The organism is Acinetobacter sp. CWB-B33 (assembly GCF_039655955.1).
Taxonomy (GTDB): Bacteria; Pseudomonadota; Gammaproteobacteria; order Pseudomonadales; family Moraxellaceae; genus Acinetobacter; species Acinetobacter bouvetii.
The window spans coordinates 73,629-93,604 of sequence record NZ_JAGFEU010000003.1 but is presented as its reverse complement, the minus strand read 5'-3'; the positions used below and the strand labels follow the sequence as shown (position 1 = coordinate 93,604).

The window sequence follows — 19,976 nt, the reverse complement described above, 5'->3', positions numbered from 1 at the left end:
TAATCTATGAGAATTGAAAAAAAATCAGACAATTTTTCACTTTAATTGCATTCACTTACAGTTCTTGGAGTTTTTAAACTCCCCTCTCCCTATATTATAAAAAAAAGAGCCCTTAAAGGGCTCTTTTAAATCTAGTGCAAAATTAAGCTTTTAAACCTGCTTCAAGGACATCAAATAAATCATCCGCAATGGACGTGCCGAATTGCGCATCGATTTCACGCACGCAGGTTGGGCTGGTGACATTAATTTCCGTCACGTAATTGCCAATCACATCCAAACCGACAAACACCAGTCCTTTTTCACGCAGGAATGGCCCGACTTTGGCCGCAATGGCTTTATCATTATCAGTCAATGGGCGCGCTTCGCCTAGGCCGCCTGCTGCCAGGTTGCCGCGCACTTCGCCATTTTGCGGAATACGCGCCAGGCAGTACGGCACAGGCTCGCCATTCACCATCAAAATCCGCTTATCGCCTTCCACAATTTCTGGAATGTAGCGCTGCGCCATAATCGGCCGTGTCCCATTATCGGTCAGCATTTCAATGGTTGAGCCAATATTGATGCCGTCCTGATATAAGCGGAAAATGCCCGTTCCGCCCATGCCGTCGAGCGGTTTGACAATGACATCAACATGCTCTTTCAGAAATTCACGAATCAAACTGTCTTGCGATGTCACCAAAGTCGGAACCTGCAGCTCTGGAAACTGCGTCGCAAAAAGTTTTTCGTTGCAGTCACGCAGGCTTTGCGGCTTGTTGATAATCCATGCGCCTTCGCGCTCCGCCTGTTCCAAAATGTAGGTGGTGTAAACGAAATTCATGTCAAACGGCGGATCTTTACGCATTAAAACCACATCGTAGTCTGCAATCGACTCTTTTTTCTTATCGCCTAATTCGTAATAGTGATTGTAATCCTCAAAGACTTTTAACGGCGCAATTAAGCCAAAGGCTTTGCCTTGATCAATATACAAATCTTGCTGCAATGCATAGCCCAACTCATGGCCGCGGCGTGCAGCTGCCCACAGCATGGCCATTGAGGTATCTTTTTTCAGGTTTACATTTTCGATGGGATCCATCACAACAAGTACACGCATCTGGAACGCTCATATAAATTTGATTGCTGAAAAGTATAGCGGAGATTAGTGCTGATGTTTTCTGATTTTTTGTGATGCTTATCTTTGAATCAGGCTTGGATAAGTGGCTTATTTAAAGACTGTATTGTATTTATTTTCAAAACTTTGCTGTATTTTAAGCACGAATAAATGAAAAAAAAATGTATAAAAATGCCAAATCATCATCGAACATTTAAATCTGGGGTCATGGCCGGTGTACTGGGAAGCTGCGCCTTTGTCGGCTTAGGCTTTGCTGGAACACTTGGCTTTGAGAAATATCAAAATCATCAAGTGTTAAAGCATATTGAACAGCAAAAACAACAATTCGTTTCGCAAGTGAATCAGCTGTATTTGTCACACACTCAGGAGAGTTCACAGCAAGTGATGCAGCTGCTGCGCCAGTCTTCACAGATTCAAAGAGAAGTCGTTGCCAACTTGGAAGCAAAAGACGGTATTGTGTTTCGTTTTGAGCAAGTGCAGCTGTCTGCAGAGCTGCAGAACCATGACAGCATCCCTGCTTCACTGGCGGGTCATCATCTGTACTTTCAGCCGCAAATCTATGCGGGACAGCCCATCACAACATGGCAATGTTTCTCAGACTTAGCCGACAAATTTCGTCCAAAAGACTGTTTATATCGACAAGAAGCGCCTGATCACTCCGACCTGTTAAGAACCGCCCTGCTGTCTTCTGTGGCAGCACAACGTCAGCAACGACAAAATTCGAGGTATACGCCGCCAATCCAAAATGATTGCACCAAATTTAAGACTCAGCTCCCCGCTCAATTTGATGTATTTGCTACAGGCGCTTACTCAGGCAAGGAAACCAATTATCAAATTGACGATAGCGGCCACCAAGCGACCGAAATGGACATCCAGGTTCAGCACAACCGTCCTGTGGTGTTGATTTTAGGTGCCTATGAGCCGACCATTTGGAAGATTAAATGGGAAAGCAACACCAAAATCGTTGGTGTCATTGCAACGGGCTATCACGCACAGCGTGTGATTGGCCTGCCAAAATCCATCCCTGTTTTAGAAAGCTCTTATAAAAATTCGCAGTGCGGCTACAGCTATGTATCGGATGACAATGCCGCAGAAATGAATCAGCTTTCGCAGCGTATTTTGCAACGTGATATTCAAGCGGTTGTGATTGCTCAAAATGGGCGCGCCAATATCGGCAATATCAGTGCAGATACGCAGCTGAGTTCATCACAGGAACGTTCCATCAAAGACGTGATTGATCCAAATGCACCTTTGGCTGGCCCAGCTGGCATACAGGATGCAGTATCGAAAGGTTTGCTTCGCCCTGCCACGCGTGCAGATATAGATGCGTGGAAAGCGTCCTATAATAAAGCGCGCAACATTTATACCCCGCCTGTGGTCGGCGGATCAGCTTCCTCGGGTACAGGCATGGACTATGTGCATTTTGACAGCGCCTATGTCGTTTTAAGAGAAATGGCCATTCCTGCGGGTTTATACGGCGCTCATTCGGTGACCTTCTTTGTGCCGCAAGGTGTACCGCGGCCGAAGGGAAATCCGGGGCATTCCACCATTTATGAAATGAAGTCCGGCAATTGCTATGGATCTAGCCCAGATTGTTCAAGATGATAATTTTGAAAACCATTATGCTGATGATATGGGCTTGATGCCCTTTCATCTCATATGATCTTTGTATAGGGATTGGCTATGCAGCAAGCCATTATTGATTTTGCTTTGGATGATGAAAATCACTGGTACGCCATTTTAGCCTGCGGCCACACGCAGCATGTGCGGCATGATCCGCCTTGGCAGAACCGGCCTTGGGTTTTGACGGAGCATGGGCGAAAAGAAAAGTTAGGGGTGATGCTGGAGTGCAAGAAATGTGAAGCGCACAGTTTGCTATAGAACGGTTTATAGGAAAGGCAGCTTTTTCAACTCCGAATAAAATTACATTTTATTTCAAACAATAAAGAGTGAATAAGAAACATCACAGATCATCCCGTTATAATGTGTCTTAAATAATATGTTTAAGCAATACTGCCTCATCAAAACTAAAATGAATGCAAGCCTTAGGCAAGGAGGCGATCAATGCCGCACCTGATACGGCCCATGCGCCTAAATCCGCTACTCCATACGCTAATGGCTGCCAGCATGTGTACGGCAGTGCATGCAAATACGCCACTTGCCGCACTTCATACACCGAACAATACGGTTTATCCCAGTATTGATCACCGCTTAGGTGAGCGCCTATCTCCCAATGAAACCGTCAAAGCGGAAGAAATTGCAGACATCATTGCAGCATCCATTCGGAAACAATATTCCACAGGCTTAGCCCTGCGGGATGCTCACCCGAAAGCGCATGGCTGTGTCCGCGCTGAATTCAAAATCAATGAAACACTGCCTAAAAATCTGGCTCAAGGCATATTTGTTCCAGGAAAAACCTATCAAGCATGGATTCGTTTCTCAAATGGATCTCGTGACGCAACACAGGCAGACATCAAAAGCGATGCCCGAGGCATGGCCATCAAACTATTAAGCGTGCCTGGAAAAAAGCTTTTGCCAGATGAAGCATCTACACAAGATTTCATTATGATTAATCATCCCGTTTTTTTTGTGAATGATCCCGATCGGTATATCTCGTTCATGCAGGATATCAATGGCAGTGGAGTTTTAAAAAAACTTCATATTCCTTTTGCCTTAGGGATAAAAGGCACTTGGATTGCCTTCAATTCTAGGAGCAAAATTTCAAATCCGCTGCAAACACGATACTGGTCGATGGTGCCCTATCAGTTAGGGACAGACCCTGACCGGCAGGCCGTCAAATATTCTGCCCGGGCCTGCTCCGCGCTTACAACGCCTATGCCGCATGCACCTCACCCTAATTTCCTCAGAGAAGCAATGCGCAGTGATTTGCAAAAAGCGGATAGCTGTATGGAGTTTCTAGTACAGCCTAGAACCTCAAATGCCATGTCTATTGAAGACTCCATGACCGAATGGAAAGAAAGCCTAGCGCCTTTTTACACAGTGGCGACCATTCGCATTCCTCAGCAAATTTTTGATACCCCTGAGCAAAATAAATTTTGTGAAAATCTTTCGTTTAGCCCTTGGCATGCACGGCTGGAACATCAACCGCTTGGCGCAATAAACCGTATGCGTAAAGTCATTTACGACCGTATCAGTCAAGTAAGGCATGAAATGAATTCCACCAGTCGATCAGAACCGCATTAATGCGCATTGCCCTTCATTTTCACGCATAAAAAAACCCCGACATCCTGTCGGGGTTTTTCGTATTTGATGCTTCGGTATAACTCCTGTCGTACCTGACTCATCCCTGTGCTGATCTTTATTGTTATTCTTCTGGAGCATCCTGCTCTCTATGTCCTCATCATAAGCAATTACTATGGTATGGAGTAGACGCAAAGCGCTTGAATCCATGTACGCCAGGGCGTACGAAACTGACTATTTTTCACCCCAAAATTTAAATGTTTTTTGATCACACTTATTGGCTAAAAGTCACAAATTCGCTTAATAAAAAGCCGACTTGTTTCCAAGTCAGCTTTTGGGTATTTTTTGAGATTATGAAAAATAATTAAATTATTGATTTATATGGTTTTGTTTTGGTTAATTTCGTATAATGCCCATTATATTAAATAGCGTTAGATTTTTCATTTTTTACAACATAGAAACTACTAAAAATAATGAATATTGCTTGAAGAACAACCCATCCAAGAACAGAAAAATTTAAGCACTTAGTGATCGAATCATAAATAATTTCTTTATAGGATGCTGTTTCCAGCATACCCAATAATATTAATTCTATTACGATTAAAAAAAATGCCAAGCTAGAATAAATGTATTTATTTTTTATGAAAATTAATACTACAGAGAAAACTATGGATACCAATCCACACATTCCTAACATGGATGGATCATTGGCAGAAACACCATTTAATTCCTTAAAATAAGTGACAGAATTCATTGATATATATTCATATATACATAAATCCTGTCCAAATTTATCTATGGTATACCCTGCTATACCTGACAAAAATAAAGCGAGTACCGCTAACGGCCTAATCATATTTTATAAACTCAATCGTAAAGATGGGTCGAATTTCCACGTTTCAACTTGTCGCTCAGGATCAGCCCTGCAAGTGCCCTCACAACCGTCAGGTATAGCAATAACATCACCTCCTAAAGCAAGCTTTATTGCTTCCTGCCATTTCCATGAACGTGCATAAACTGCTGTACTCAAACGAGCTTTTGGAATCTCTCCTTTTATCCAACTATTAAGAGCTTTTTCCCCTGCATTGTAAAAAACAGTTGATTCTTGAAGTGTTAACTTTCTTCCTAGAATTTTTCCACCTCGGATTACATTTTTAGCGACTAAGTCCATAGCAATGGTTGCATCTGTGCAAATAACAACAAATACTTCATCAAGCCAATTGGGGTTACGTTTATCAATCTTCATTAAGTCAGCAGCTAAACCAACTTGCATCTCTCCAAAGCCATAACTGTTGTGAGGAAAAATTTCTCCTAAATTACGATAAAAGGATAGAAGATTTTTTCTGTAAGCCCAAACTCCATGCATTTTTTCTTCAAATACAATGGATGCAACAATTTGAGGATCTATGCTATTTTTACTTCCTGCGGTTTTAATTTCATTTCTAAGGTATGCGACCATTCTTAATCCTTCAGGTACAGGGTAAGTTGTAGGCGTAATTCTGTGTTGAATTTTATATTTATCTTCTTCTTTCGTTTTATTTTGGAAAAGTTTTAGGTCATGTTCAGTAATTATTGGACTAGAACCTTGTTCTTTTGTATAAGCCTTACCATGAATTGGAACATTTGAATTGTATTCCGTGCCCGAAGGAAGGAATATTTTAAAAGAAACTGTTGATTTTGTAGGATCTTCATTTTTTTTTAAATTATAATAAACCTCAGCTCCCAAACCATTAGCTTGTATGGGAAGTTTGCTTGTAATTCCAACTCGTCCACTACTTGTGACAAATGTAGCTATAAAGCTGAATTTATCAAAATTTAAAACATTCTTACTTTCTTTAATTTTTAATCTTGCGTAAGATTTTGACATGGTTCTTCTTCATATGTATATTTATCAATTAGATGAAAACTAATATTTTCTTCTTTTTCTGTATAAATTGGTGATGTATACCCCTTATCATCTGTAATACCTTCAATCATTTTTCCTGATTCAGTTACAGCAAAGTATGCTTTGTTTTTATGAGGAATATTTTCTCCATCAGTAAGCTGTACGCTCAAATTAAATAAACCATTCTGGAATACTGGCAATATAGGAATATGGCTCACAACTTGTTCACCTGATTTAAATTGATGTTGACCTGCTTTTACTTCAAATTTTCCACCCATAGGGTTCAACCTTTTTAATAATTTTTATTTTATGGTTTGATTATACAATTCTATTCTTTGAAAACTCCATCACAATATGACATTGACCGTTGCCATAAATCTCAATGATTACATTATTCTTACTGGTGATCATCGGCTGACTATAGAGTGCGAACCTTTTACAGGCTTGCCTGCAAGAACGCTTGTGGATGACTATAAGAAAATTAAGTATTGGGAATATGGCGCAATCACTGTTTCAGGTGATGTTTTACTGATGTATTACTTTCATGAGGTATTAGAGATTTATGCGAAACAGAACAATTGGGATTTTTTACAGGTAGCTCAAGTAGCAAGAGCTATGTATTTAAGTGATGGTAAACCTGTACAGCATGCAACAGGAACAGCCTTCTTTTCTCTATTTACGTTAGGAAAAGTAGAAGTTATTCATCTATCAATTCAAAAAAATTATATTGAATATGAAGTAATTAATCCTATGTATGCACATTTTTCTCTTTTTGAAGGAACGCCTGACGACCCGATTTATCAATTATTTGTAAATTCTTTGAGAAAAGCAGGAAATTTCTTAAATTTTGAGGATTTTTATAATTATCACACGGAGTTATTAAAATTTTTTTATACAAGACAAAAGCGTATAGATAACTCTATAACATCATCCTTTGATTTATTTATTCAAGATAAAAAAACTGGGCAAAGTTTTATAAGAACTATAAGCAATTGATTGTTAGTTTTTCTAAAATTAGCATAATACGCGCCATACGAAATATTTTAAATTATTTATTTAATTCATAACCTTACATTAAATAAAAAATCTAAAATAATCATCCTTGGCTTTTTTTTAATGATTCTTCACGCTCCACGCCTATTAGTCAACGACTGATCCACATTTTTCATTAGTTTGATTCAATCATTGTGCTTTCAACAAATGATAAAAAAGGCAGCTATTGCTGCCTTTTTTAATTACGAAAAATTAAATGCCGTATTTCACACGGTAGACTTTCATTTTTTCATTCAATTTTTGCAACTCATCAATTAATACGAGAAATCATATGCTCCGCATATAACCAAGAGCGTCTACCATCTACATATTGCACACATACAGTTTCCCCATTTCGAGGCGCATGACTTCTCTTTCTAAAGTGCACTATCCCTTGTTCACCTGCCAAAATATCAAATTGATAAAGATGAGGACTTTTCCGCCATAGTATGCGAGGTAAATCATCATCCATTCGATTAGCGACAACGCCGCAAATCTCTTGCGTATATTTTTTTAATCCCAACCGATGATGTTGATCTAACTTAAAAGCACAGAACAACACAAAAAAGCAACAAAGGAATGCGTAAAAACTTGAGCGATCTTCCCCTTCAATCAGTTTATATGGGATGTAATAACTCGCTAAAGCAACAATCACAAAGAGTACTAAAGCCCATAAATGCAAGAGCCCTAAGAATGAATCCAAATGCACAATTAGAACAATAATGATTATTGTTGGTGCGATGCTGTATAACCAGTGTTTCATTGTTTTTCTTATGGATAAAAATAAAGCCCTATCATGGATAGAGCTTTATTAAAAATCAATATCCTGTATTAACTATTAAATACCATACTTCACACGGTACGCTTCCATTTTCGCCAAAGCTTCAGTTTCGCCTTTAGCATCCAAGAAAGTCATCAAATCTTTCATGGTAATTAACGCATGCACAGGAATTTCTAATTCTTTTTGCACTTCCTGAATCGCAGACAAATTACCCTGCCCCTTTTCCTGACGGTCCAGCGCCACCAGAACACCTGCGATTTGCGCGCCGGCATTTTTCAGAATCGTCACGACTTCACGGATGGCTGTACCCGCCGTAATCACATCATCAATAATCCAGACTTTTTTGCCCGCAACCGATGCGCCAACCAGTACACCGCCTTCGCCGTGATCTTTAGCTTCTTTGCGGTTAAAGCCCCATGGCACACTTACGCCATGATTTTGCGATAAAGCCACGGCAGCCGCTGCGACAAATGGAATGCCTTTGTATGCAGGGCCAAAAATAACGTCTACGTTATCGCATTCTGTTAATTTTGCTGCATAGCCCGAAGCCAGCAATGATAAAGCTTCGCCGTCATTCAGCAGGCCCGCATTGAAAAAATAAGGACTCACACGGCCCGATTTTAAAGTAAACTCACCAAATTTAAGCACACCGCGTGATAAGGCGAGTTCGATAAAAGCCTGTGGGTTAAATGCCGCTTGCGCTGTCATGGGGTGCTCCATTTTTCTAAGTTGAGGTTAAACCTGAGCATGATACCAAAGACTAGCTATCCAAGTGATCAAAAAATTCTAAGAGTGGTTTCAATTAACGTCAACGGCTTACGCTCTTCTGTGACCAAAGGCTTGCTGGAATGGCTTGAACAGTCTGATGCCGACGTGATCTGCATGCAGGAAAGCCGCATTACTCATGCGCAGTGGACGGATAAATTCAAACCGGAAGGCTGGCATACCCACCTGTTCCCTGCAGAACGCGCAGGTTATGCGGGCACAGCCATCTACAGCCGCTTGCCTTTCCTTTCCGTGACTGACGGTTTGGGTTTTGAACTGGCTGATTCGCAAGGGCGTTTCATTGCCGCTGAATTTGATTTAGGCCTCGAAAAATCGGTACACATCTGCTCGCTGTATTTGCCGTCCGGCTCTTCAGGCGATGAAGCGCAGGCGCGCAAAGATCACTTTCTGGAAGAATATGGACAAATTCTGAAGCGGTGGCGCGATGAGGATAAATCCATCATTGTTTGCGGCGACTACAATATCGTGCATAAACGCATCGATATTAAAAACTGGTCCGGCAACCAGAAATCTTCCGGCTGCCTGCCGCACGAACGCGCATGGCTGGATCATATTTATGATGATTTGGGCTATGTCGATACCTTCCGTGAAGTGCGCAAAGAAGCTGAGCTGTACTCGTGGTGGTCCAACCGCGGGCAGGCGCGCGCCAAAAACGTGGGCTGGCGTATTGATTACCACGCCTGCTCACCGGACTGGAAAGACCGCACCGTCAATGCCTGGGTGTTTAAAGATGAATGGTTCAGCGATCATGCGCCCGTGATTATCGACTATAAACTTTAAATCTTCTGTCCAATTCAGTAAACAACTGTTTACTTAATTAACGACGATTTCGCACAAGCCCTGCCGTTTTAGCAGATTTTACTGACATTCAATTCAGTGCATTATTGTCGCACGGCACAGGGACTTGTCAGGATGACACGAAGGGATAGGACGCCGTAGGAAGAAAGCAGAAATAAGCTCATGATTGGGTTTGTTTTTCAAGGATGTGACAATGGACGTTGTACTGAGACCCGCATGATCAGGATGATTAAATGCGGGTTTTCTCTTTTCCGGCCCCTGCATTCTCAATCTTCCGCTCAGTAAAGATCCGCACAGCTTTTTTTGTTTATCCTTTTCATTTTGATCTTCTGCGCTGTGCATTCAATGCGCTTCGTCTCATTTTACAGTTTTGTTATTATCATGCGGGAGATTCCCCTGCCATGCTCTTGGATTATTGTTCTTAAAGCATAGTCTAAAGCCTCTACATGTCCATTTCATGACAGCCTTTCCGTCCGCGCTATCCATTTTTAAATCATGAAAAGGCGGATGCAGAAGATAGAGCTTTCCGGCATTTTTGGTTAATCTGTGGGGCATTGCATGATTTATTTTTTAGGATGTATCCCAATGCTTAAGATTTACGGCATCAAAAACTGCAGCACCATGAAAAAAGCCTTCGACCTGCTGAATGAATTGGGGCTTGCCTATGAATTTCATGACTATAAAAAGCAGGCGATTGATGCGGCAACCGTCAAAGCATGGCTGGATGCCAAAGGCGCAGACCTTATTTTAAATAAGAAAGGCACCACATGGAAAAAGCTGAATGAGGCCGAACAGCAGGCAGCCCTTGCCAGCGAGGAAAATTTGATTGAAACTTTGACTGCGCACAGCAGCATGATTAAACGTCCTGTGCTGCAGACAGAACAAGGCCTGATTGTCGGTTTTGATGAGCAAGCCTACCGCAATTTAAAGTAAGCCTTGTTTTATCCTTAGTCACAAGGCATAAAAAAACCAGCTGTAACCAGCTGGTTTCTTTATGCCTATTCAGAGCCTGAGCCGCCCTCTGGCTCAGCGCCCTAGGCGGGCATCAAAGCCACAGCGGCTATCAGTTTGCGCGAATCCAGGTTTGGTTGCGCCCCAGCACAGCTACCCCAATGAAGCCGCGAAGCTCAAGCTTTTTGCCGCCGTCTGCAATCTGGCCTTTCAGGCGGTAAGTTTTACCTGATTGCGGATCTAAAATCGTGCCGTCTTCATAGCTGCCGCCGCCGGCATTTTTCAAGCCGCTGACAATACGCAAGCCTTTCAGAGACTTGTTATGGTACGGGCCTTCGCATTTTGTGCAGGCATTTTCTTCACCTTTGGTCAAAATGTTTTGAATGCTGGCAGTCAATGTTCCATTCTTTTGTTCAGTAAATTTCACAATGGCTTTCGGCTGCTTGGTTTTATCGTCAATCGTTTTCCAAGATGTGCCATTTAAAGGGTCTGCAGCGTTTGCAAATACAGTTAACCCGAGCAATCCCAATGCTAGCGCAATTTTTTTCATTTTTGTTTATTTCCCTGGTCTGGTATAGACAGCTTAATTATTAAAAACTCACAACAAATTTGCAATTTTTGAATGTGACCATTTAGTGTAACCTTGTAACTTGTGTTGGTAAATAAGCAAACACTGGCCAAAAAAGATAAAAAGATGGAAACAATATGAAAATATCCCCGCTGACTAAACAATTATTTACAGAACGCTTTCTCAAGACGGCGATCCGCGCGCCAAGCCAGTTGAACTTACCGCCCAGCACAATGCGTTTTGCGCTGGAGCAGCTTTGCCGGATCATTCCGCAAAATCCGGATATCCGCATCCGCCCGCTGCGCCTGGCAGGCCTCCGCGCCGAAGAACTCAAACCGCAAAATGAATCCACCCAGCTGATTTTCCATATTCACGGCGGCGCTTTTTTCCTGGGCTCCATGAATACCCACCGCGCGTTCTTGACCCAAGTGGCGGCGCGCACGCAGATGCAGGTGCTGCATCTGGATTATCCGCTGTCTCCGGAGCATCAGTATCCTGAAGCGCTGGAGGCGCTGTTTGATGTGTATTGCCAGCTGCTGGATCAAGGCATACAGGCGAAAGATATTATCCTGTCGGGCGATTCCTGCGGCGCCAATCTGGCTTTGGCGCTGGCGCTTCGGATTCAGAAAGACGCGTTGCCGCAAGTCAGCGGGCTGATTTTAATGTCGCCGTTTTTGGATTTAACCTTAAGCAGCGAGTCGCTGCGCTTTAACCGCAAGCATGATGCCCTGCTGAGTATTGAAGCGCTGGAAGCCGGCATTGACTATTATTTGCCGAAATCAGTCGACCGCGCAGATCCCTGTGTTTCGCCATTTTTTGCAAAGTTGGCTGGATTGCCGCCGATCCATGTGCAAGCGGGTTCTAAAGAGATTTTGCTGGATGATGCGCAGCGCTTTAAAGACAAAGCGGATGAGGCCGGTGTGAATGTTGAATTTAAAATTTACACAGGCATGTGGCACAACTTTCAGATGTTCAGCGCATGGTTTGAAGAAGGCCAGCGCGCTTTGGCCGATCTGTCGGACTTTGCCCACCGCCTAGACCGCGATTAAGCCAGCCGCTGGCTGAAGAGCTGGACTGCCTGGCAAAAAAAAATGGTCAGCCGAGGCTGACCATACAAATGCTGAATCCATTGAAGGGAGAGGCTTCAGCCGAGGAAATACGTTAAATTGCTTGGATTTCAGCCATTGCATCCGCCATGGCTTTGTCTTTGAGCTCCGCACCCATGTTGACCCCTTCTGCGCGGATAATTTCAACATCATTGACGCCAGTAAAGCCAAATACCGTTTTCAGCATGCCTTCCTGAAAATCAACGGGGCTGTTTTCCCCATAAACACCGCCGCGGCTGCTGGCGATATAGGCTTTTTTACCGCCCGCTAAGCCCACAGGGCCATTTTCAGTATATTTAAATGTTTTGCCTGCCACACTGATGCGATCAATCCATGCTTTCAGCGCGGAAGACAAGCCAAAGTTATACATGGCCGCGCCGACCACAACGACATCCGCATCTAAATACTGCTGAATAATCTGTTCGCCCAAAGCCGCCTGTTCGGCATCTTTACCCATCAGGATTTCAGCAGTTAAATGCGGAATCGGCTGCTGCGCCAAATCTAAATAATCCACTTGCGCATCTGCATGCTTTTCTTTCAGCTGCGCAACAATAGCTTGGCTCAGCTGGCGGGATACAGAAGCATCACCCATGATGCTGGAATCGATATGCAGAACTTTCATGATTAACCCTGTTTCTTAAATTTCTTGATTAGGTGCAGTTTACAAAAAATCATGAATGAGATAATCATCAGCATCAAGACACACCGTCTCACATTTAGAACGGTTATTAATGTTCACCCTCACGACTGGAGAGTAAAAAATAATCATCACCAACACCGGTAAAGCATGCTATTTTAGAATCAAATAATCCTATCTGTATAAACTTAAAGAAAAAAATATAATTAACATTAAGGCGAATGCACGCGTATGAAGATACCTCCGCCCAAAGACCAAGCTCTCTCGAAGCAGAAAATTAGGAAATATATGCTCGAAGGCGAAGTCATTATGAACTGGAATATCCTCAAAAAATGCGTATTGATGCTTTTTTTAGGAGCGGCGGTTCATCTGACATGGATCATCTGGAAATCCTTTGTCTTGCTCACGCCGAGTGTTTGGCAATGGATGAATGTTCCACTCGTTCAGCTGCAACTTAGCTTGAACAGCATTTTTTTCATCCTGCTGCTGCTGCTGATCTGGCCCTGTTATGCTTGGCAGCACAAACGCTGGGTCAAGCTGACCCTGCCCTACTTGTCAGTCGGGCTGTTTGTTATTTCCCTTTGCCGAGACGGCTATCTGATTGGCGTGCTCAGCCCCGCCACCATGATTTCCTACGTCAGCCTGGTCGCAGTGGGCCTCGTGCTTCTGCCGCGCGTGATTGTATACAGCGCATTCATACCGGCTACATTATATTTAATCGGCAGCGCTTACCTCAGCTATACCGGCAGCTTAAGTTATGGCCCGCTGTTTCAAATCAGTGACCATTATTACAGCAATCATTTTTGGCTGCTGTCGATGCTGTTTTTTATCGCGCCCATCTTATGCACTTGCCTAATCTTATTTGAAGTTCTACTGAGCCAGTGGCGGCACCGCGAACACTTGATTCAGCAGCTGAGCCAAATGGATCCGTTGACCAATTTATTCAACCGCCGCAGCATCAATCAGTGCCTTGATCAGTTAAATCATCCTGTGCATGAAAATTATGCGCTGGTGCTGCTGGATCTGGATCATTTTAAGCATATCAATGATCAGTACGGACATCATAAAGGCGATGAAGCCCTGGTGAAAGTGAGCGTAATCCTGAGCCAGCTTTTGCGCGGCACAGATGTTGTTGGACGGTTTGGCGGGGAAGAATTTATCTTAATCCTGCATCACTCCAGTTTAGAGCAGGCGCAGCTGATTGCTGAACGCTGCCGCTCCGCGATTGAACAGATTGAACTATTCTCAGATGAAGGGCAGCGCATTCAAATTACCGCCAGTTTTGGCATAGCCATTGCTGCTGCGGAATCGCGCCCGCAGCAGCTGCTCAGCCAGGCGGATAAAGCGCTGTACCAGGCCAAAGCCAGCGGACGGAATGCAGTTAGAATTTATTTTGCAGCTTCTGAGCCGGCGGTATGGCGGTATAAAGAACCCGATTAACGATCGGCTTCCAAATACCCGACCCGCATCGGTTCAGCCACTGCGCTTTGCACCCATTGCTGAACGGCAGGATGCGCCATCATCAGCGCCATATAACGCTGCGCTGAATCACTGACCGGCAGCCCATAAGTTTTCAAACGCATCACGACTGGCGCATAAAAACCGTCTGCAATTGAAAAAGCCCCGCACAGAAAGCTGTCTAAACTTGGACGCGATGTCCAAATCTGCTCGATGCGCGCCACATCTTTGCGCAGGCCGTCATCCTCCGCCCATAACTTTGCACCTAATGCCTTTAAATCTGCACGGATATTCATTCCGCACTGGCTGCGCAAACACATGAATCCGCTATGCATTTCGGCCGAAATACAGCGCGCGCGGATCCGTAAAGCCACATCTGCAGGCCACAGCGGCAACTGAGGGAATTTTTCCGCCAAGTATTCGCAAATGGCCAGAGAATCCCAGATCATCTGCCCGTCATCAAGCAAAACCGGCACTTTGCCATTCGGATTGATGCTCAGCACTTTTTGTTTAAACTCTCCGCCATGCGGCTGCGCAGAAAACGCGATCATGACCTCTTCAAACGGCAAGTCAAACGCTTTCAGCACCAGCCAAGGGCGCATGGACCAGCTGGAATAATTTTTATTGGCGATGAGCAGCTGCATCATAATGCTCCTGACGGTCAAAACCGCTGCAATTGCTGCAGCAATTCATCCTCTGTAAACGCGCCGGTTAAACGCAGCCCGCGCACTTCCTGATGCCGCGCATCTAAAAATAAATACGTCGGCGGGCCAAGGATATCCCATTGATTCAGCAGGACCTGATGCGCCTCATCGTAATGGCTCAGATCCAGCTTAATGAGATAATAAGGCGCCAAGGCCTGCTGCACCTGCGCTGACTTTAGAATGCGGTGTTCGATGGGCTGGCATGCCACGCACCAGTCGGCATACACATCAATAATCGCTTTTTGCCCGTCAGGTATCTGACGCAGCAGCTGCTGAAACTCAGCCGCAGTTTGCGCTCGGTGCCATACAGCCTGCGCAGAAGCCTGTTCGGCAAAAAAGCGCTGGCTCTGCTGATACTGACTGTACACGGCATAAGGCACAGCCAAACATAAAGCAACGATGTACAGCCATTTCAGCTGCGTGCTGCGCCGGAAAATCTGCCACAGCACGTAGGCTACAAAACTGAGTTCCAGCGCCAGTGACAGCCCTTGCATCCATGCATCATTCATCAGCGGGCGGACAAAATACAGCGCCAAGCCCAGCATAATAAAGGCAAACAGCACTTTGATCTGATTCATCCACATGCCGGCTTTCGGCAAAATACGCGACCCCAGCACACTGGCCAGCAGCAGCGGGGTACCCATGCCAAAACCTAAGGTGAACAGCAGCACGGCGCCTTGCCATTGGCTCTGAGTCTGTGAAATAAACAGCAGCGCGCCTGCCAGCGGAGCCGTCATGCATGGCCCCACCAGCAAGGCGGAAACCATGCCCATAACGCCTGCGCCAACAAGGCTGCCGCCTTTTTGCATCGATTGCACATGATCTAGGCGCTGCACCAGCGCGCGCGGCAATTTGATTTCAAACAGCCCGAATAAATTCAGCGCGAAAACAATAAACAGCAGGCTGAAAGCGACTAAAGTGGACGGCTGCTGCAGCCAGCGCTGAAAATTCAGGCCCGCTGATGACGCAATCAGCCCCAAAACGGCATAGACCATAGCCATGCTGCAGACAAAAGTCAGCGCAATCATCCATGCTTTTAAGCCTTTGCTGTCACGGACGATCAAGGAGGTCAAAATCGGCAGCATCGGCAAGGAGCAAGGCGTAAACGCCAGCAACAGCCCTAAGCCAAAGAACAGCAGCAGGCCATAGGCCAATGAGCTTTGCTGCAGTTTTTCCGACCACATTTGATCTTTAGCCGTCGTAGATTCAGAGGCCGCCGCAGCCTCTTCCTGCGGCACAGGTTCAGACGCTGCAGCGGCGCCATTTTCGGCAGCCAGCGTACTGTTCTGCAGATTGCCTTTGCCGGCTAAATCCAGCAGCTGTTTGGTCTTGCCATGATTCTGCACGCTGACCAAGCCATTGGCATCGGTCTGAAAATCGATGCTTTGCGGCGGATAGCAGACCCGGTCTTTCGCGCAACCCTGCCAAGTCACATGATACTGCTGCGCCGCCTGTGTCGGAATCTGCAGCTGCAGCTGCCGGTAATACACCTGCACTTGGCCGTAATTATCATCATGCAGGCTTTCTGCAGGCGGCAGGTTGAGCGCCAGCGGCTGATTGCCCTGCTGCACAGTAATTTTATGCTGATAAAGATAATAATTCGGCGGAATGTCCCAGCTCAGTTCAGCCTGCTGCTCTGCACTGGAGATGACCGAAACAGGAAAAGCCTCTTCCGCAGAAAGCAGGGCGGTTTCTGCCTGCAGGCCAGCGCTGAAAGCCAGCACGGCCGCAGCTGCGCCATACGCCAATTTATTCATACCAATCGACTCATCCTGAAATCACCTTCAGCTGCAGCTGTTAAAAACTATCTTATTAGAATAAATAAGAAACGCCTAAGCCAGACTGATAGCCTTTATCTTTGCCATTCAAGTCCACGCCCACGCTGGCATCCAGCTGCATGCGCTCATTGACGGCATACATCAGCCCTGTGCCCAGTGAATACTCCTGATCTTCACTTTCCGCTTTGCGGAATACAAATTCAGAGTAGCCTGACAATTTACCCGCAATCTTATATTCAATGGTCGGAATCGCTGAAACGGCCCAGTCGCTGTTCTGCACTTCATAGCGCATGGTTATTGAGGTCTGCAGCAAGTCGCTGTAATTGTACGCCACAGCGGAACTGAGGCTGTAAATATCATCTTCATTGCTGAAACCGTCATTGCCCGTCGCCAAAACAGCTTCAGCTAAAATAGCCATCGACAGCTGTTCATCGTCTAAATCAATGGCTTTTTTCAAGCCAATGCTGACATCTCCCAAACCATCTTCTTCCATGCTGCGTCCGCCAGCCTTGGTTTTAGACCACGCAGGGCCCTGCCAGCCCAATTGAAGCTCTAACCCTTGCGCGAGTCCTGTCCGCAGCAGCATGTCGCCATTCAATGTGAGATTTTTTGACTTTAGACCCGCTGCGTCAGTGCTTTCCTGATAAGCCGCGCTCGGCAGGCCTTGCTCCCAAGCCAGCCGGCCCACTGGTGTAATGCCCGTACCAAAGCCGGCACCCGGCCGGTCAAATGAAAATTCCGCAGCCATGCTGTAAGTCGTGCTGGCTCCCGCCAGAGCTGCAAATGCAAATGTTTTGATTATTTTACTTTTCATCATCATGCAAATTCTCTGTAATTACTCGAATTCTTTGGTCATTTTGGCGCCATTGTTGCGCAGCAATTCTAAAGTCTGCTTTTCTTCATCCAGTGATTCTGCCCAATTAATTTCATCAAAATCACAATCAAAAAACAAATCGCTGATGGATGAAAGGATGGTCAAGCCGTCACTGTCTTTGCTGTTCGGATTCACCTTTTCTTCCAGCAGGCGTTTGACTGCAGGTACGCAGGCGGCGCTGGCGGCATCCCACAAGGGGCCATATAACTCTTCTGCGTCCCATAAATGCAAATTCACTTTCGCCTGAATCAAGGCCTCTAAAATATCCAGATGCACAGCCAGACGTTCCTGCTTTTGCTGCGCTGATAACGGCGCGCCAGCTTCATAAGCTTCACACACCCCTTCCCACCATTTAAACAGGCCATCAGACCACACAGAAATCGCAGGCCCCTTATCAAAATCGATAAAATTCGGATTCAGGCCTTCTGCTAAAAGCGACTGAACCTGCTCAAGATTCTGTTCTTCTAAAGCTTGCACAAAAACTTGCTGCTGTGCTGTTAACATGGGAAAGCTCACTTCAAATGATTAATGACTATTATGCCGAATAAACCGCCCTTTGTTTTGACTTAATGTAAACAAGCTGAATTTTCTTTATAAAATCCTGAGGTATAAAAAAAAGCCCCGCAGGGCTCTTTTTTTGAATAACGCTTAAGCGTCTTCATCATCGGTATCAGCATCGGCAAATGCCGGCTGAACCGCACGCGGATTTTCTTTTTTCTCAAACACGTGCTCTAGGCTTCGTTTCAGACGGTCAATTGCGCCATGAATTGCAGTATCGACATTGTGGCTTTTATGGGTAACAACCACAGGCTTTAAGCCCGCTGGACGCGCTTCAATCATGCATTTAATGTCATCACTGCCACCCTTGTCCCCATTTTCGTCACTTAAATGCACCGAGAAGTGAGTAATGCGTTCACTATGGCGCTGGAATTCCTGATTCAGTTCTGCACGAACGTATTCGATTAAACGCTCATTATTTTGGATGTTTTTATCTGTACGGATTTCTATGTTCATAATATCATCCTCTAACTTTCTGGATTATCTATAAAATTTTGTGCAAAACTTTCTTATCTTGGCACACTCACACTTGCTGTTTTAAACAGCCAGAACATCTTCAATTTCGTTTGGAACGCTGTCCTCCACATTGAATGATGAACACTTTTATAGTCTGCAGAACTGTGTCCTTATACTTTGAATATCGGGCCTAAGCGGAAAATTTGCAAGTGCTATTTTATGTTTTTTTGAAACCCTTATAAAGTATATGGCTTTCCTGCCGCTGCACTGCATTTCTTCCGCATTTTACGCTGGCCCGCCTCCAGAAAATTGGAAGATAAAAATCTGGCTCATTCGATAAAATTTCAAAAAATAAGGAGTTATCTATATCAAGCATTCAAAATAAAAAAATTAAACTTGAAGTTTTTTTACCTCCAATCATTTTTGGCTTTATTTTTGCTAGAGAATCTGTATGCTTTCAATGCTTCTCGGGGGAGATATTTTTTAATGAAACTTACACAATTTGTTACTGCATGTGCATTGGCGTCTGCTGCTGCATTGACTCAAGCTTCGCCAGTCGTATGGCAAGACTTCAGCTTAACCGGCCTTTATGGCGACAACTATGAAGTGGGAACTGAAGACCGCACAACAGTAACTGCAGAATATGCGGCTAAACTGAAATATGCAGATGTCTTTTTCTTTGTTGACCAGCAAGTGGACGGCAATGAGGATCATTCTACATATTTAGAATTATCGCCGCGTTTAAGCCTCGGTGAAGTCTCTGGAAAAAAACTTTCTGCTGGCCCAATTAAAGATGTATTAATTGCAACCACGTGGGAACACAATGCCGGATACCGTCAAAACCAAGAATTCAATAACTTCTTGTACGGTGTAGGCTTTGACCTTGATATCCCGTATACACAGTACGCCAGCGTAAACTTCTACCGTGCTGACAATGATATTCAGAAAGACGACTATCAAATGACCATCACTTATGGCGTGCCATTTAAGCTCGGTTCTGAAGATTTCCTGGTTGACGGCTTCCTGGACTGGTCAACTGCGGAAAAAGGCGATCACGCAAGTGAACTGAACTGGACGACTCAGTGGAAATGGAATGTCGGCAAGCATATTTCTCCAAAAACCCGTTTATACCTTGGTGTTGAACACTCAGTCTGGAACAATAAGTTCGGCATTCAAGGCGTAGATCAAAATGATGTCAGCGCTTTAGTGAAATACCACTTTTAATTTCATCTGAAATTTAGAAAAGCAAGGCTTTCAGCCTTGCTTTTTTTGTGCCTGAGTTATCTAATCCCGTTTAT

Annotated in this window: 22 protein-coding genes; 9 read left to right on the top strand and 13 right to left on the bottom strand. The window is 44.6% G+C overall.

What is annotated here, in order from left to right; all coding sequences use genetic code 11:
• Nucleotides 1-142: 142 nt before the first annotated feature.
• A complete protein-coding gene (gene gshB, locus JZ784_RS09810) occupies nt 143-1,087 on the bottom strand; it encodes a glutathione synthase (protein WP_005006718.1) in 945 nt (314 codons plus the stop codon).
• A 189-nt stretch (nt 1,088-1,276) separates the two neighbouring features.
• Between gshB and JZ784_RS09805 the strand changes: the two genes are divergently transcribed.
• The 3 genes from JZ784_RS09805 (at nt 1,277) to JZ784_RS09795 (ending at nt 4,309) form a co-directional block, all read left to right on the top strand.
• Entirely contained in the window at nt 1,277-2,710 is a 1,434-nt protein-coding gene (locus JZ784_RS09805) for a hypothetical protein (protein ID WP_346314752.1), read from the top strand.
• A gap of 78 nt (nt 2,711-2,788) precedes the next feature.
• Nucleotides 2,789-2,986: a DUF3565 domain-containing protein gene (locus JZ784_RS09800; RefSeq protein ID WP_346314751.1), complete on the top strand. Its 198-nt coding sequence runs from the start codon at nt 2,789-2,791 to the stop codon at nt 2,984-2,986.
• A gap of 183 nt (nt 2,987-3,169) precedes the next feature.
• Complete coding sequence (locus tag JZ784_RS09795; protein ID WP_346314750.1) at nt 3,170-4,309, top strand: catalase family protein; 1,140 nt, start codon at nt 3,170-3,172, stop codon at nt 4,307-4,309.
• Between the two features lie 418 nt (nt 4,310-4,727).
• On the opposite strand, the gene JZ784_RS09790 is transcribed toward JZ784_RS09795, so the two are convergent.
• The 3 genes from JZ784_RS09790 to JZ784_RS09780 are packed head-to-tail and all read right to left on the bottom strand — an operon-like array spanning nt 4,728 to nt 6,469.
• Nucleotides 4,728-5,162 carry a hypothetical protein gene (locus JZ784_RS09790; RefSeq protein ID WP_005006707.1) on the bottom strand — a complete coding sequence of 145 codons (435 nt, stop codon included), beginning with the start codon at nt 5,160-5,162 and terminating at the stop codon, nt 4,728-4,730.
• A gap of 3 nt (nt 5,163-5,165) precedes the next feature.
• Entirely contained in the window at nt 5,166-6,173 is a 1,008-nt protein-coding gene (locus JZ784_RS09785; RefSeq protein ID WP_346314749.1) for a hypothetical protein, read from the bottom strand.
• Nucleotides 6,149-6,469, bottom strand: a complete 321-nt coding sequence (locus tag JZ784_RS09780; protein ID WP_346314748.1) for a hypothetical protein — start codon at nt 6,467-6,469, stop codon at nt 6,149-6,151. Before JZ784_RS09780 ends, JZ784_RS09785 begins: the two co-directional genes overlap by 25 nt.
• Nucleotides 6,470-6,545: 76 nt before the next feature.
• Here JZ784_RS09780 and JZ784_RS09775 point away from each other — a divergent pair, with 76 nt between their 5' ends.
• Nucleotides 6,546-7,187, top strand: a complete 642-nt coding sequence (locus JZ784_RS09775; protein WP_346314747.1) for a hypothetical protein — start codon at nt 6,546-6,548, stop codon at nt 7,185-7,187.
• Between the two features lie 307 nt (nt 7,188-7,494).
• Here JZ784_RS09775 and JZ784_RS09770 read toward each other — a convergent pair whose 3' ends face one another.
• Nucleotides 7,495-7,986 (bottom strand): hypothetical protein, encoded by a 492-nt coding sequence (locus JZ784_RS09770; protein WP_346314746.1) that lies wholly within the window; start codon nt 7,984-7,986, stop codon nt 7,495-7,497.
• 75 nt (nt 7,987-8,061) lie between these two features.
• Nucleotides 8,062-8,712 (bottom strand): orotate phosphoribosyltransferase, encoded by a 651-nt coding sequence (gene pyrE, locus JZ784_RS09765; protein WP_346314745.1) that lies wholly within the window; start codon nt 8,710-8,712, stop codon nt 8,062-8,064.
• A 39-nt stretch (nt 8,713-8,751) separates the two neighbouring features.
• Here pyrE and JZ784_RS09760 point away from each other — a divergent pair, with 39 nt between their 5' ends.
• Together JZ784_RS09760 and JZ784_RS09755 are read left to right on the top strand one after the other, a co-directional pair.
• Entirely contained in the window at nt 8,752-9,570 is an 819-nt protein-coding gene (locus JZ784_RS09760) for an exodeoxyribonuclease III (protein WP_346314744.1), read from the top strand.
• Nucleotides 9,571-10,173: 603 nt separating this feature from the next.
• On the top strand, nt 10,174-10,521 hold the full coding sequence (locus tag JZ784_RS09755) for a Spx/MgsR family RNA polymerase-binding regulatory protein (protein ID WP_346314743.1): 348 nt from the start codon (nt 10,174-10,176) through the stop codon (nt 10,519-10,521).
• 130 nt (nt 10,522-10,651) lie between these two features.
• On the opposite strand, the gene JZ784_RS09750 is transcribed toward JZ784_RS09755, so the two are convergent.
• The gene (locus tag JZ784_RS09750) at nt 10,652-11,089 is read right to left on the bottom strand and encodes a DUF2147 domain-containing protein (protein WP_005006692.1); all 438 of its coding nucleotides are present in this window, start codon (nt 11,087-11,089) and stop codon (nt 10,652-10,654) included.
• A gap of 155 nt (nt 11,090-11,244) precedes the next feature.
• On the opposite strand from JZ784_RS09750, the gene JZ784_RS09745 reads away from it, so the two are divergent.
• Nucleotides 11,245-12,156, top strand: a complete 912-nt coding sequence (locus JZ784_RS09745) for an alpha/beta hydrolase (RefSeq protein WP_346314742.1) — start codon at nt 11,245-11,247, stop codon at nt 12,154-12,156.
• A gap of 112 nt (nt 12,157-12,268) precedes the next feature.
• Here the strand turns inward: JZ784_RS09745 and JZ784_RS09740 are convergent, their stop codons facing one another.
• Nucleotides 12,269-12,835 carry an NAD(P)H-dependent oxidoreductase gene (locus JZ784_RS09740; protein ID WP_346314741.1) on the bottom strand — a complete coding sequence of 189 codons (567 nt, stop codon included), beginning with the start codon at nt 12,833-12,835 and terminating at the stop codon, nt 12,269-12,271.
• A gap of 246 nt (nt 12,836-13,081) precedes the next feature.
• Here JZ784_RS09740 and JZ784_RS09735 point away from each other — a divergent pair, with 246 nt between their 5' ends.
• Nucleotides 13,082-14,290: a GGDEF domain-containing protein gene (locus JZ784_RS09735; protein ID WP_346314740.1), complete on the top strand. Its 1,209-nt coding sequence runs from the start codon at nt 13,082-13,084 to the stop codon at nt 14,288-14,290.
• Here the strand turns inward: JZ784_RS09735 and JZ784_RS09730 are convergent.
• The 5 genes from JZ784_RS09730 to JZ784_RS09710 all read right to left on the bottom strand — a co-directional run bounded on the left by JZ784_RS09730 (nt 14,287) and on the right by JZ784_RS09710 (nt 18,678).
• Nucleotides 14,287-14,955 carry a glutathione S-transferase family protein gene (locus JZ784_RS09730; RefSeq protein ID WP_346314739.1) on the bottom strand — a complete coding sequence of 223 codons (669 nt, stop codon included), beginning with the start codon at nt 14,953-14,955 and terminating at the stop codon, nt 14,287-14,289. The two genes, JZ784_RS09735 and JZ784_RS09730, sit on opposite strands and share 4 nt — an antisense overlap.
• A 14-nt stretch (nt 14,956-14,969) precedes the next feature.
• Nucleotides 14,970-16,769, bottom strand: a complete 1,800-nt coding sequence (dsbD, locus tag JZ784_RS09725; protein WP_346314738.1) for a protein-disulfide reductase DsbD — start codon at nt 16,767-16,769, stop codon at nt 14,970-14,972.
• Between the two features lie 55 nt (nt 16,770-16,824).
• Nucleotides 16,825-17,604, bottom strand: coding sequence for a transporter (locus JZ784_RS09720; RefSeq protein ID WP_346314737.1), 780 nt, complete (start codon nt 17,602-17,604; stop codon nt 16,825-16,827).
• A gap of 21 nt (nt 17,605-17,625) precedes the next feature.
• Nucleotides 17,626-18,168, bottom strand: coding sequence for an ankyrin repeat domain-containing protein (locus JZ784_RS09715; RefSeq protein WP_346314736.1), 543 nt, complete (start codon nt 18,166-18,168; stop codon nt 17,626-17,628).
• 144 nt (nt 18,169-18,312) lie between these two features.
• Nucleotides 18,313-18,678 carry an HPF/RaiA family ribosome-associated protein gene (locus JZ784_RS09710; protein ID WP_005006675.1) on the bottom strand — a complete coding sequence of 122 codons (366 nt, stop codon included), beginning with the start codon at nt 18,676-18,678 and terminating at the stop codon, nt 18,313-18,315.
• Nucleotides 18,679-19,164: 486 nt separating this feature from the next.
• Here JZ784_RS09710 and JZ784_RS09705 point away from each other — a divergent pair, with 486 nt between their 5' ends.
• Nucleotides 19,165-19,902, top strand: coding sequence for an outer membrane protein OmpK (locus JZ784_RS09705; protein ID WP_346314735.1), 738 nt, complete (start codon nt 19,165-19,167; stop codon nt 19,900-19,902).
• Nucleotides 19,903-19,976: the final 74 nt, after the last annotated feature.